This window comes from Streptomyces sp. NPDC041970 (assembly GCF_055588985.1).
The window spans coordinates 48,981-62,378 of sequence record NZ_JBVJCD010000039.1 but is presented as its reverse complement, the minus strand read 5'-3'; the positions used below and the strand labels follow the sequence as shown (position 1 = coordinate 62,378).

Below are 13,398 nucleotides of genomic sequence, written 5' to 3'. Positions count from 1 at the left end.
CCCCGCCCCCCGTGTAGGTCCTCCCCCTTTCTCCCCGGATTCCTCTTTCCGCCCCCTCCCCGACGGTGAAGGAGGGTCGGTTGGGCCCCCCCCTCGGTGCCCCCCCACCGGGCACGGGCGGCCCCGCGGGGCGCCCTCGACATGCGGTCGGCGAAGTGGGAATCGGGCGCCGGCTCGGGGAAGTTCGCGTGCGACGTCCACGACGGAACCCAGGTCGCGACCTCGTAGAACCCCTCAGCACGCCATCGATCGAGCTTCTCGTCGGAGCGGGATCGCTCGCACGCGGCCCGCACCGCCCGTCCCAGGCGGGCGAAAGCCGCCCGGACCCCCTCCAGATCCCCACGCAGCCGCAGCGGGAAGCTCCCCTCCTCCGCGTCGAACTCCCGCCTCGGAACCTTGGTGGTCTCGTCCATGGCCGGGATCATGACAGCCCACGGAGAGGCCCCCGGCACTGCCCACGGCCAACCACCACGCCCGACCAGCAAGCGGTCCACGTCTGCCTGTACGTGGCGGAACGCTCGGAGGAGCACGCCGACATCCAGCTCCGCGAGCGTGCCGACCTCGGGAACCGGGACCAGGTGCGAACGGCGGAAGCGGCCTCCCTCGTGCTCGACCCCGCCCTTCTCATGGGCGCCCTCGATGCCGGGACGGCAGGAGAAGGCGTCGAAGCCGTAGTGCGAGCGGAAGGCCACCCGCCTCAACGGCTCCCGGAGACGGAGGCCCCGCCCGGGCGTGCGGCTGCCGCACCGCCCGGAACGCACCGATGTGACCGCACCGCCGGACTTCGACGAGGCGGTGATGTCAGCGCCCGTGACTAGTCTTCGGGCATCGTCGCAGGCGAGCGGCGCCCCGGGGGGCGTTGTGCCGAATTCGGGGACAGGGAAAGGCGGAGACGCACATGGGTTGGCTGGCCGCGGGTGACACGTACGAGATCGCGCTCAGGGAGGGGCGGGTGGTGGCGAGGTCCGCCGCGGGCCAGGGGCCGAGCAGCCCGCCCGAAGAGATACGGGACGATCCGGCGGTGCTCGGACTCCAGCGGTTCGCCGAGTGGATGGAGTGGCACGCGGCCGGGTGCGTGAAGCAGGTGGAGACCTGGATGGTGTCCTCGCTGCCCGTGCCCACCGCCCTGCTGGCGCAGGTATGGCCCGACGAGGCATGGCGCAGCGCGCTGCGCGATCTCGTCGTGGTCGGCGGGGTCCCCGAGGAGACCGGATTCCTGCGGGGCGTCGAGAGGACCGGGGACGCCGGCGGGCTGCCGCTCGTGGTGACGACCGGCGGTGACACCCTTCCCATCTCGTCCCCCACGGTGACCCTGCCGCACCCGGTCCTCCTTCCGCAGTTGGAGGAACTGCGGTCCCACGCAGCCGAGTTCGGTGTCTCCCAAGGGGTCGAGCAGCTCCACCGGTCCACCTGGCGCAAGCCGGAGGCGGCCGACGCCCTCGCGGACGAGGCCGCGACGTTCGCCGGCGCGTACTACGAGTCCTGGTACCGCCTGGCAGGTCGGGCCACCGCCCTCGGCCACAAGGTCGGCGGCGACCACGCCACCGTCCGCGTCCAGGAATCGGGACGGACCCTCACCGCGGCGGTCCGCATCGGCAACGCCTACGACAACGCCGACGGGGCGACGGTCGGCGAAGTGGTCTGGAGCACCCCCCACGGCTCCCCGCTGCCACTCACCGACGTCGGCCCCGTCGCCTGGTCCGAGGGAATGCGCATGGCCGCCGCCCTGCACGCCGGACGCACGGTGACCGCGGGCCACCCCGCCGGCTGAACGGCGCGCGACGCCGGGGGCGAGCGGACGGGCGCCCCGATGACGACCCTGCCCGCCGCACAGGACGAGACCAGCACCGACGGGGCGGGCCCCGGGGACACACAGCTCCTCGCACGCCCCGGCACAGCCACGGAAGAAGGCGCCGACACCATGGACAGCACGAAGACGGAGACCCTCGCGGGGGGCGGCACGACGGAGGACGTGGAGGAACTGCTGCGGGCCGGCGCGGTCCTGCCGCCGGGCGCCGCCAGAGGCGGCGCCCGGGCCGTCCCCGTGGTCGCCCAGACCTACCGGCATCCCGCGCTCGCCGACGACCAGGTCGTCGTCCGTCTGGTATCCGTGGAACCGGGCGACGACCCCGGTACGGGATTCCTCGGCCTGCGGGCCGAGGGCGAGCCGGTGGAGGTCGGGGTGGGGCAGCCGCGGGCGCTGGGCTTCCCGGAATGGGTTCTCGTCCACCACCCCGAGGACGGCCACCTCGCCATGTCCGTCCTCGAACGCATGGAGAAGATCTCGCGGACGGCGAAGTCCAGGCCGAAGCGGGCGCGCGCGTCCTTCGAGGAGATCGGCCGGGAACTCGCGGGCGCCGTACCGCACGTGCTCCCCACCTTCTACGAGCAGGCGGGCCGGGTGTTCCTGGACGCCGACGAGAAGTCGTACGCCTCCATGATGTTCTCCCACGCGCGCAGGGCGGAGACCGCGCACGGGCTGCCGTTCGACGAGGAGCGCATGGACACGGTCTTCCTCGAGTTCTCCCTGGCCGACGCCGTGCAGCCGGCCATGCTCTCCAGCTACGCGAAGGGGCTGTCGTCCCGCTCCCGGCTGACGCCCGGCAGGGCGCTGCGGCACGTGCGCGGACTCTTCGTACGGCTCGCGGCACACGGATTGGCCCCCTCGGGCCCCGCCGTGGGCGATCTGCGCAGGCTGGCGAAGGCGGCCGCGGGCAAGGGCGCGTTCGACGTGGAGGTCGACCATCTGCGGCAGATGCTGGTGCAGCCGGGCACGGCCAAGGCCCCCACGAGCTGGTGGAAGGCGAACACGAAGGCGCTGCTGGAACTCACCCGGCGGGAGCCCGCCTTCCGCGGCGTCCTGCTGGGCATGATGCCCGCGGGCTGGGAGCCTCACGAGCTCACGTACTGGGCGGAGTTGCTGGAGGAGACCGGCGCTCTCGCCGGGCTGTTCGACCCCGCGCTCCCCGCGGACGTACGCCCTCCCGACGGCACCGCCGGCTGGGCGAGCAGGCTGCTGGAGGCCGTGCCGCCCCGCGATCTGTACCCGCTCTTCGACCGGATGGCCGACGTCCTGCGCACCGAACTGGCCGCCGCCGACGCCTCGCTCCCCGCGCCCATGGACGCCGCCCTCCTCGACCGGCTCCTGGCCCTGGGCATAGCGCTGTCCGGCCCGAGATGCTGTTGTGAGCAGATCCAGTTGGACGCGTGGGCGCAGGAGGACGACCGGAGCGATCTCCTCGCCCTGCGGGCCGACGCCCGCTTCCGCCCGGCCTTCCGAAGGGGCTGCGACCGGTATGTGGGCGGCAGGGAACACACCTTGCTGGCCGCGTCCCCCGGCGGGCGGCCGATGCTCGCCGACTGGGTGGCGCATACGGCCCGCGCGTACCTTCCCGCCGAGTTGAGCGCCTTCTCCTCGCGGTACTCCACCCCTCTGTACAGACTGCGGGAGCTGTCGGGAGAGATCCTGGCCGTCGCCGAGGCGGAGGTACGGGCCGCCCTGGCCCCCGGTCTCGCCCCCGCCCTCACCCGCGCCCTGCGGTCCGGAATACTCGACGAACTGGGCTGGCCCGCCTGGGACGAGGCGGTCGCGGCGCTGGACGCGCCGGACCCGGCGGAGGAGATCAAGGTCGCCGACGCCTGGCCCCACCTCGTCCTCCGGGCGAACAGGCAGATCAGGGTGATCGGCGGAGAAGGCGCCGTACTCGCCCACACGCTGGAGGTCCCGGCCGGGACGCCCCCCCTCGCCCACGTCGAGTGCCACTACGTCGACGGTGAACTGGGCGTGTACTGGCAGCCGGTGGACGGGTCCGGCGCGTACGTCCACTGGCCGCGCAGTGCCCCGGAGCCGGCCCCCTCCGGGTACCCGATCCCCCGCATGAGCGGGATCCGTTGGAGCGACGAGGGCACAGGGGTGTGCACCCTGCCGCTGCCCGGCGGAGGACGGGCCACCGGGGGTGGCGTGGTGCGTCCGGGAGATGCCGCCTTCCCGCACGAGCGGCAGCTGCTCAGTGACGGGACGTCGTTCTGGGTACTGGCGCGGGACGGGGACCATCCGCACCGGGAGCCCCGGTGGTACACGTACGATCCGGTCACCGACACGGTGGGCGAGACCGGTATGCCGGACTGGTTCGGCGAGGGCCTGCGCGCCGCCCCGCCGGGGAGCCGGTTGCTGGCGGCCCGGTTGCTGCCGGCCTTCTCCGCCGGACCGGGGCCGCTGTGCGCGCCGGTGGACGGCCTGATCGGCTGGCGCGTGCTGGAACTGCCGGACGGCTCCATGCGGGCCGAGGACCTCGCCGGACGCGCCGTCGTCCTGCCCAAGGGGGCGGAACCTCCCCGGCATGTGCTGGAGTTCCCCGGAACCGGCCGCTTGCTGGCGGTGACCTCTGAGTACGGCACCATCAAGGTGCTCGACGGCGAGGGCGACGGCCGCGTGGTGGCCCTGGTTCCGCGAGGAGAGGGCACTGCCGCCGGCTTCGCCGCCGGAACCCGGCTTCTGCCACCCCTGAACTTCTGGCACCTGCTACGGCCCCGCGACCCCCAGGGCTCCGCGGCGCTCCGCCGGATCGGCGAGGAGACCGTGGCGGAACTGCTGGCCGCCGCCGTCGCCGAGCGGCAGGAGGACGCCGGGGACGAGGCGTCCGGCGCGGGCGGCCCGAGCCGGCTGGTCGACCTGATCAGCACGCTGCTGCCGGAGGTGGGCCACCACGCGCTGCGCACGGGCATCGCCGGAATGGTGCGGTACGCAGCCGAGTACCAGAGCGTCCTGAACGCGGCGCGCGCCCGTTTGGACGCCGCCGTCCTCGCCGCCGGGGGCGCGAAGGAGAACGCGCGGGAGGAGGACGTCCGGGAGGAGGGTCGTGGCGAGGGGGGCGGCGGTCCGGAATGCGACCCGCCGGAGAACGCCGCGCGGGCGGGTGCGCCGGAGACGGGCGGACCGCGGACGGCCGCTTCCGGACCAGGCGCACCGGAGCCGAACGGCCTGCGGGCGGAGTCGGTGGGCGCGGCCCCCCGGGGCGACCTGCCCGAGCCTCCCGACGACGAGACCCTCGCCAGGGCGGTGGGCGGCCTCGACCTGGTCGCCGGCCGTCACCTCAGCTCATACGAACACGACCTCTTCAAGGCCCTGGGGTTGATCGGCGACCTGATCCGGACGCCCATCGGGACCGAGCAGGACGGCAGGCCGGCGTCCCTGGACCCGATCGACGTCCTGAACTGGCGCGACCTGCCCTCGATGGCGGCCCCGCTCGCCCTGCGGGCCGCTTCCCCGGCCACTCCGGACGTCGACCGCGCGGCGCAGCACGCGTACTTCGCCGAAGCGACCGCCCGAGGGCTCTCGGAACTGAATCCCGCGCACTGGCGCGTCGTCCTGTTGGAAGCGGACACGGCCCTGCTCACAGACCCCCGCGAGCTGTACGCTGCCGAGTTCCCGCCGACCGTCCGCGTCGTGGGCGACGGCGCCTTCCTCCTCTTCTGCAGGGCGTGGGAGCACGCCCCGCAGTGGGCTCTCCCCTCGGGCCGGTCGCAGTCCCGGAGAGCTCTCCACCATGATCCGGCGGGCCGGTTCGAGACGCCCACCCCTTACCTGCCGGTGGCCGACGGCCCGTTCGTGCCGGATCCGAAGCGCGCTCCCGGCTGGGGCGCCGCGCTCCTCGCCGAACTCGCCGAACGCGGCCCCGCCCCCTGGTTCCCCGAGGCCGCCGAGACCTTCGCGCGGCTCACCGGGGCCACCCCGACCATGGCCCGGCTCCTGGTCGCCGGGATGCCGCGTATCGACGACGACCGGGCCATGCCCGCCGAGACGCTCAAGACCATCGGCGTGCAGCCTGCCAACGTACGCCTGGCCAAGGACCTGCTGCGGTCCCTGGCCGCCCCCGACGTCCGGCGGGCCGTCCTGGACGCGCTCCTGCCCACCGACCCGACCCGGCTGTGGACGGACGGCCCCGACGCGGTCGCGGCCGCGGAGGTCTGGAACCGCATGGTCGGCCGACGCACTCCCGTCCCCGAGGAGCCGCTCCGGTTGGCGGCCGAGACCCTGGGCGAGAGCTGGTGGCGGCCCTACGACGCGGTGCCCGCGTTCCTCCACGCCGACACCGACCCGCGGTTCCACAGCGCTGTGATCGATGAGGAGTGCTACGGCATCGGCGCCTTGCAGGGGACGCCCGCCGTGGACATCGGGGTGCTGAAGGGGACGGTGGCCCTGACGGCCTGTCTGGCCCACCGGCTCCCCGTCGGTGATCCGGTGCGTACGGCTCTCGCCGGAGCCCTGGCAGCGGTACGCGACCGCGTGGCCGATCCCGAGGTGATGATCGCGCTGGAGGTCAGCGACGCCGATACGGAGAAGCTGCGGCGGCTGCTCGGGGAGCCCGTGGACGTCGGCGAGCACGCCGTGCGCTACGGCCCGGTCGTCGTGGGCAAGGAGGTCCGCAACCCGCACGCGTCCTTCCGCTCGGTGGTGTCCGGCGGGGACGAGGGCGAACCGCTCCTGGAGGCCCTCTTCGGCAGCGGCCCCCGGGGAGCGGAGGAGACCGCGCTCCGCCTGCTCGGCGACGAGCGGTTCGCGGCGCTGCTCGCCGATCCCGGAGAACCGGGGGCCGGCGCACGCGACGAGGACGGCCGGTGGTGGCCCCAGCACCCCGGTCATTCCGCCCCCGCCCTCGTCGCCGAGGTGGCCGAGAAGTACGGCATCGACGAGGACGCCGCCGTCCTCTACCTGATGGTGCTCGCCATGCCCGACCCGACCGACCGCAACACCGCCCTCTGGACCGGCTGGCCGAAGCGGCGAGGCGGTACGGCCCGGCTCCGCGCCGCCCGCGACCGGCTCGCGGCGACCGGCCTCGTGGTGGAAGGCCAACGCACCCGCGCAGGCCGCACCCTGTTCCTGCCGGGGGAATGGGTCTCCCTCCCCAAGCCGTACACCCCGCTCGAACGGTGGAAGCTGCCGCTCCACCCCCTCCTCGACGGCGAGAACGCGCCTCTCGGCGTCGTCGTCCCCACGGAGCCCGCCGCCGACCTCTACCGGCGCGCCTGGCAGCGCGTCGTGGACGGGGACGGCCCCCGCTTCGAGAAGGTCGAGGCGCCGCGACCGCGCAAGCGCCACCGCTGACGGGCAGAACGCGGCCGGGCCGTCCGCGGTCCGGCCGCACCGGAACACGACCGGGCGCGGACCGGTTTGCGGGCCGCCCACGCGGGTGGCCGCCCGCCATGACGCCGACCGGGCTGTCCCAGCCGGTGCGGAAGACGCGGGGATCGCCGGGACCGGCACGACCGCGCCCGGCGCCGCCTGTTCGCGGCGGGCGCGGCCGGGGGCCGGGAGGACGTCTCGGCCCGGTCCTCGCGGGTGGGCGAAGGCGCGGCACGCCGTGCGGGCCCTCCGGGAGGCGTACGGAACGGGCTCCGGCGGAGGTGTCGGCGGCTCCCCGGTCCCGGTCGGCGCGGGACCGGGGAGCGGCCGTACGGTCAGGCCTTGTTCTGCGCGGCCCAGAACTCGTCGAACGTCAGCAGGCCGTCACCGTTGGCGTCGTGCGCGTTGATGATCGCCTGCGCCACCGTCTCGGTGACGAACGGGTCGCCCAGTTGGGCCATCGCGCTCTTGTACTCGTTCGCCGTGATCAGCCCGTCGCCGTCCTTGTCGAACCGCTCGAACGCCGTACGCGCCGACTCGATGTCCGCCACTGTTCCGCCCCTTCGTGATGCCGAATGTCGGGGTCAGATTATCGGGCTGTTCGAGTGAGGTCGGCGGCGGCCGGGGCGGGGGGCCCGGCAGGTCGGCGCGGTGGCCCGTCGACCCGGCTCACCAACTCCGTGGCCGTCACCGCGCGCAGCCCCCGGCGGCCGATCTCGGCGAGGAGCAGCGGCAGGGCGGCGGCGGTGACCGGGCGGCCGAGGCTCAGTTCGACGATCGAGCCGTTGCGCAGCTCCCCGGCGACCTTCCGGGTGACGGCGGCGACGCCGGTGGCCGCGTGGTCCAGCGACCGCACGTCGCAGGCCAGGACGTGGGGGTAGCCGGCCCGCCGGGCGAGGCGCTCGACGAGCGGGGTGGCGTACGGGGCAAAGGAGGGGCGGAACCACGCGCCGACGGACCCGGTGAGGCGGCGGAGGCGGCGGGCGCAGGCGGCGATCTCCTCGTACGCCGCGCGCTCGCCCAGGGCCGCGAGGTCGAGGTGGTGTTCGGTGTGGTTGCCGATCTCGTGGCCGCCGTCGAGGATGCGGCGGGCCATGCCGGGGTGGTCGGCGAGCCAACTGCCGACGGCGAGGACCGTGACGCGGGCCCCGGCGCGTTCGATCCGGGCGAGCGCGGCGCGGGCGAGGTCGGCGTCGCCCCGGCCGTCGAAGGTGAGCGCGACACGGGGCCGGTCGCGGGGGCCGTGGACGATCTGCGCGGGGAGTCCGGGGAAGCGGCGCGGGCCGGGCGCCGCGCCGCCGGGGTCCGGGGCGCGGGCCGGGGCGGGCGGCGCGGCGGCCGGGCCCGCGCCGCCGTCGCGGGCGCATCCGGCGGCGAGAGCGGCGGCCGCCAGCGCTCCGGCGCCCAGCGCCGCGCGGCGGCCCATCGGCGCTCCGCGTCCGTCCATGCCCCGATCACCCGACCTCTCCACCGGGCACACCCTAGAGGCGGAACAGGCGGAATGCGGTGATTGAGCAGTTCGGCGGATGATCTATGAATCATTCGAGCCATGCCATAAAGATGCATGGAAAGCCAGGCGAGTGATCGAGCACACCAAGGATTCACTTCACCATGGTCCGATTAATCCGCAAATACAGCGGAATGACGCTTTGGAGCCGGGGTCGCCTGTCTGTCATAGTCGGAGCCACGACCTCCTTCGACCCGAGCCCAGGTCGTCACCAGCGGCCGCGGACACACCCCCCATTCCGCGGCCTCCCACAGAAGCCCCCGCAGCGAGCCGCACCACGGCCGACCGGGGGCTTCTGTGCGTCCCGCGCCGACGGTCCGGCGTCAGCGGTCGGAGGTGCGCATCTCGAACCAGGTGGTCTTGCCGCGCGGCAGCAGGTCCACGCCCCACCGGTCGGAGAGCTTGTCGACGAGGAAGAGGCCCCGCCCGCTGACGTCCATCTCGCGCACCGGCATCAGGCACGGCAGCCCGCGCGAGGGGTCGCGCACCTCGACGCGGATCCAGCCCCGGCGACGCACCATGCGTAACCCGAAGACGCGGGCCCCGGTGTGGCGCACCGCGTTGCCGACCAGCTCGGAGACGAGGAGCACGGCGTACTCGGCGATCTGCGGGGAGAGCGCCCACTGGTGGAGCACGACGCAGGAGGTGATGCGGCGGGCCGTCGCCGCCGACTCCGGCTGCGACGGCAGCCGGACCTCCCCCTCGGTCGGATTTCCGAACAACTCCAGCGCCTTGAACGCCTGTTCGTCATCCATGGTCGACGTCCACCGTGCCGCCGTCGCGCTGCTGCGCGGTCGCGGCTGCTCCACACCCTCCAGGCCCGCCATGCCCACCATGATGGCCGCACGGACCTGCCGCCGGGACCGTTCCGGGGGAACACGCCCCCCGGAACGCCCCGTTCCGCAGAAGGCTCTCGGCATATGCTTCCGGCATGTCGGTGCCGTGCGGACCACTGCTGACCTGCGCCGACGCTTCAGGCGGCGACTCCGGGAGCGGCGAAGGCGGCCGCGGACCTTAAGGCTTCCTTAAGGTCCGGATAATCCGCTCGCACGGATGAACTCCGCGCGCGGGGCCGCCCGTTCCGACTACGGGCCCGCCCGACCCGACTACGGACCGCCGGTTCGGACCGGACCGGACCGCCGGACCGGACCGGTGATCGGCCCCCGTACGGGCGTCCCGGCCACCGGGCCGGGCCCCGGCGCCCGGCCCGCGGCGCGGATCAGAGGAACGTGGCCTTGCCCGGCCCCTCCTCGACGAAGCTGCGCATCCCGCGCTCGCGGTCCTCGGTGGCGAACAGGCCGGCGAACCAGGTCCGCTCGATGGCCAGCCCGGTGTCGAGGTCCGTCTCCAGTCCCGCGTCCACCGCCTCCTTGGCCGCGCGCAGCGCCAGCGCCGGCCCCTTCGCCAGCCGGGCGGCCCAGGCGTGCGCCTGCTCGTAGACCTCGGCCGCCGGGACCACCCGGTCCACCAGGCCGAGCGTCAGGGCCTCCTGCGCCTTGACCATGCGGCCGGTGAAGATGAGGTCCTTGGCCCTGGACGGGCCGATCAGCCGGGCGAGGCGCTGGGTGCCGCCCGCCCCCGGAATGAGCCCGAGGAGGATCTCCGGCTGGCCGAGCCGGGCGTCCTCCGCCGCGATCCGGAAGTCGGCGCAGAGCGCCAGCTCGCAGCCGCCGCCCAGCGCGTATCCGGTGACGGCGGCGACGACGGGCTTGGGGATGCGGGCGACGGCGGTGAAGGCGTCCTGGAGGCCCCTGGACCGCAGGACCATCGCCGTGTGGTCCATCGCCTGCATCTCCTTGATGTCCGCGCCCGCCGCGAACACCTTCTCCCCGCCGTAGAGGACCACGGCGCGGACGTCGGCGCGCCGGGTCGCCTCCTCGGCCAGCTCCCGCAGCCGGTCCTGGACCGCGACGTCCAGGGCGTTCATGGGCGGCCGGTCCAGCCGGATCGTGCCGACGCCGTCGTGTACTTCGAGGGTTACGGTCATGGGGAGAGGTTAACCACGGCTAACGGGGGCGGGCCCGGTGCCGTTGGTCACAGCGCCGGGCCCGCCCCCGCGGTCGGGGGAAGAGCTACTTCTTCCACTCCTCCCAGTCCATGTTCCAGCCGTTGAGGCCGTTGTCCGGCTGGATCGTCTTGTCCCGCGAGTTCTTCACGATGACCACGTCGCCGATGATCGACCGGTCGTAGAACCAGGCCGCCGGGGTCGAGCCGTCGTAGCCGCCGCGCACGTCCCGCAGGCCGACGCAGCCGTGGCTGGTGTTGGTCCGCCCGAAGATCGAGGGCGCGCCCCAGTAGTTGCCGTGCAGGAAGGTGCCCGAGGTGGAGAGCCGCATGGCGTGCGGCACGTCCTTGATGTCGTACTCGCCGCCGAAGCCGACGGTGTCGCCGTTCATCCGGGTCACCTTGAGCTTCTCGCTGATGACCATCTGCCCGTTGTACGTGGTCGTCGCCGGGGCCCCCGCCGAGATCGGGATGTCCTTGATCTGCTTGCCGTCGCGGACGACCGTCATGCGGTGGGCGGCGGCGTCCACGGTGGAGACCTGGCTGCGGCCGATGGTGAACGTGATCTTCTTGTCCTGCTCGCCGTAGACGCCCGGCCGCCCCTGGACCCCGTCGAGATCCAGGTCGACGGTCACGCGGGTGCCCGGCGTCCAGTACTTCTCCGGGCGGAAGTCGAGGCGGTCGTTGCCGAACCAGTGGCCCTCGATCTCGACGGCCGGCACGGCCGTGACCCGGATCGCCCGCTCCACCGCGGCCGGATCGGTGATGCCGCGGGTGAAGTGGATGGAGACCGGCATCCCGACCCCCACGGTGGAGCCGTCCTCCGGGGTGTACTGCCCGATGAAGGTGTTCTTGGGCACCAGCGTGGTGAAGGTGGTGTCCTTCGCCGACTCGCGCCCCTCGGAGTCCTCGGCGACCGCGTGCACCGCGTACTTGGTGGCGGCGGCGAGGTGCCGCTGGGGCGTCCAGCTCGCGCCGTCCGCCGCGATCGTCCCCTCGACCGCGTTGCCCTCGGGGTCGGCCACCTTCACGGTGGTCAGCTTGCCCTTCGCGGCGCTGATCCTCAGCGCGCCGCTGGTCGCCACCGACTCCGCGCCGTCGGCGGGCGCGACGGTCACCACCGCCTGCGAGGCGCTGGTGTCCCCGGCCTTCTTCCCGCCGCCGGACCGGCCCTTGTCGTCCGCGCCCGCGCTCCCGCCGCCGCACGCCGTCACCAGCAGCAGCAGTGCCCCCATGACCAGGGCCAGAAGCCCCGGTACGCCGCGCTTCCCGCTCGCCCCGGCCGATGTCCCCGCTATCGGCTGCCCGTTCACTGTGGTCGTCTCCCCTCGCACGGCCTGGCCCCGCCATGGCCTGCACCCCCGCGCGCTGCATACGCACGCCGACCGCAAGATAATCACATCGCAGCCGGGGGAGACTGCCTCCGGAGTGTCACCGTTCCGTCCCAACTCGTTCCGGGAGGCGTGCAGGTGGCGAGGGGTGCGGGGCGGGCCGGGGCCGGCCGGGGAGCGGGGCGTCAGCGCAGCGCGGAGCCGGCCTTCCACTTCTTCCAGCCGAGGTTCCAGCCACTGAGCCCGTTGTCCGGCGCGACCTTCCGGTCCTTGGAGTTGACCACCTCGACGACGTCGCCGATCAGGGTGCGGTCGAAGAACCAGCCGCCGTGCGTGGAGCCGCCGCCGCCCTTCGCGTCCCGCAGCCCGATGCAGCCGTGGCTCACGTTCTCCCTGCCGAAGACGTCCTCGTCGGCCCAGTAGTTGCCGTGCAGGAAGGTGCCGGACTCGGTGAGCCGGATCGCGTGCGGCACGTCCTTGATGTCGTACTCCCCCTTGCCCTTCTCGTCCGTGAAGCCGACGGTGGCCCCGTTCATCCGGGTCACCTCGTGCATCTCGCTGACGACCATCTTCCCGTTGTACGTGGTCGTCTTCGGGGCGCCCGCGGTGATCGGGACCGTGCTGACCAGCTCGCCGTCGCGGCGCACCTCCATGGTGTGCGCCGCCGCGTCGACCAGGGAGACCTGGGAGCGGCCGACCGTGAAGACGACCGTCCTGTCCTGGCTGCCGTACACCCCCGGAGCCCCCTCCACGTCGCGCAGCCCGATGTCGACGGTGACCTCGGTGCCCGGCTTCCAGTACGTCCGGGGCCGGAAGTCGAGCCGGTCCTTGCCGAACCAGTGGCCGACCACCTCCACCACCGGATCGGCCGTCACCCGGATGGCCTTCTCCACCGCCGCCCGGTGGACGACCGGGCGGTTGAAGGAGAAGGAGACGATCATGCCGGTGCCGACCGTGGAGCGGTTCTCCGGCTTGAAGTAGCCGATGAAGCGGTGCTCGGGGACGACCGTGGTGAACGTGGCGTGCCGGGCCGAGCGGCGGCCCTCGCCGTCCACGGCCACCGCGTCGACGCTGTACTTCGCGGCGAGGGCCAGCCGGCCCGCGCCCGGCGCCGGGCCCCAGGACCGGCCGTCCGGTGCGATGCGGCCCTCCACCGTCTCCCGCTGCGCGTCCTCGACCCGCGTCACCTCCACGCTCTCCAGCCGCCCGTCGTCGACCTCCACCGCGATCCGGGTGTTCTCGTCGACGCCCTCGGCCCTGTCCTCGGGGAAGACGCGGATCGTGTCGTGCGGGCCGTGCGGCTTGCCGTTGAGGACGGCCTCCCGGACGTCGGCGCAGCCCGCCAGGAGGGCCAGCACGGTCAGCAGTCCTGCCCATGTCGGCACGGCGGCCGTGCGGGCCCGTGCTCTCTTCGCTGTCTGGTTCACGCTCCC

8 protein-coding genes and 2 pseudogenes are annotated in these 13,398 nt (G+C 73.7%); 2 read left to right on the top strand and 8 right to left on the bottom strand.

Annotated elements, in window-relative coordinates; all coding sequences use genetic code 11:
• Together ACZ6EJ_RS19610 and ACZ6EJ_RS19605 are read right to left on the bottom strand one after the other, a co-directional pair.
• Positions 1-413, bottom strand: a pseudogene (locus tag ACZ6EJ_RS19610) (hypothetical protein); the annotation flags it as partial.
• A 123-nt stretch (positions 414-536) separates the two neighbouring features.
• Positions 537-728 (bottom strand): annotated as a pseudogene (locus ACZ6EJ_RS19605) (IS21 family transposase); the annotation flags it as partial.
• Positions 729-898: 170 nt separating this feature from the next.
• On the opposite strand from ACZ6EJ_RS19605, the gene ACZ6EJ_RS19600 reads away from it, so the two are divergent.
• Positions 899-1,771 carry a DUF4132 domain-containing protein gene (locus ACZ6EJ_RS19600; RefSeq protein ID WP_469268624.1) on the top strand — a complete coding sequence of 291 codons (873 nt, stop codon included), beginning with the start codon at positions 899-901 and terminating at the stop codon, positions 1,769-1,771.
• Between the two features lie 150 nt (positions 1,772-1,921).
• On the top strand, positions 1,922-7,105 hold the full coding sequence (locus tag ACZ6EJ_RS19595; RefSeq protein ID WP_469268622.1) for a DNA-binding protein: 5,184 nt from the start codon (positions 1,922-1,924) through the stop codon (positions 7,103-7,105).
• Positions 7,106-7,458: 353 nt separating this feature from the next.
• Here the strand turns inward: ACZ6EJ_RS19595 and ACZ6EJ_RS19590 are convergent, their stop codons facing one another.
• From ACZ6EJ_RS19590 to ACZ6EJ_RS19565, 6 genes are all read right to left on the bottom strand, one after another.
• Positions 7,459-7,674 (bottom strand): EF-hand domain-containing protein, encoded by a 216-nt coding sequence (locus ACZ6EJ_RS19590; protein ID WP_469268621.1) that lies wholly within the window; start codon positions 7,672-7,674, stop codon positions 7,459-7,461.
• A gap of 38 nt (positions 7,675-7,712) precedes the next feature.
• Positions 7,713-8,570: a polysaccharide deacetylase family protein gene (locus ACZ6EJ_RS19585; protein WP_469268619.1), complete on the bottom strand. Its 858-nt coding sequence runs from the start codon at positions 8,568-8,570 to the stop codon at positions 7,713-7,715.
• Positions 8,571-8,953: 383 nt separating this feature from the next.
• On the bottom strand, positions 8,954-9,469 hold the full coding sequence (locus ACZ6EJ_RS19580; RefSeq protein WP_469268631.1) for an ATP-binding protein: 516 nt from the start codon (positions 9,467-9,469) through the stop codon (positions 8,954-8,956).
• A 380-nt stretch (positions 9,470-9,849) separates the two neighbouring features.
• Positions 9,850-10,617, bottom strand: coding sequence for an enoyl-CoA hydratase/isomerase family protein (locus ACZ6EJ_RS19575; protein ID WP_469268617.1), 768 nt, complete (start codon positions 10,615-10,617; stop codon positions 9,850-9,852).
• An 85-nt stretch (positions 10,618-10,702) separates the two neighbouring features.
• The gene (locus ACZ6EJ_RS19570; protein WP_469268616.1) at positions 10,703-11,947 is read right to left on the bottom strand and encodes a L,D-transpeptidase; all 1,245 of its coding nucleotides are present in this window, start codon (positions 11,945-11,947) and stop codon (positions 10,703-10,705) included.
• 203 nt (positions 11,948-12,150) lie between these two features.
• Positions 12,151-13,392: a L,D-transpeptidase gene (locus ACZ6EJ_RS19565; RefSeq protein ID WP_469268614.1), complete on the bottom strand. Its 1,242-nt coding sequence runs from the start codon at positions 13,390-13,392 to the stop codon at positions 12,151-12,153.
• Between the last annotated feature and the right edge of the window lie 6 nt (positions 13,393-13,398).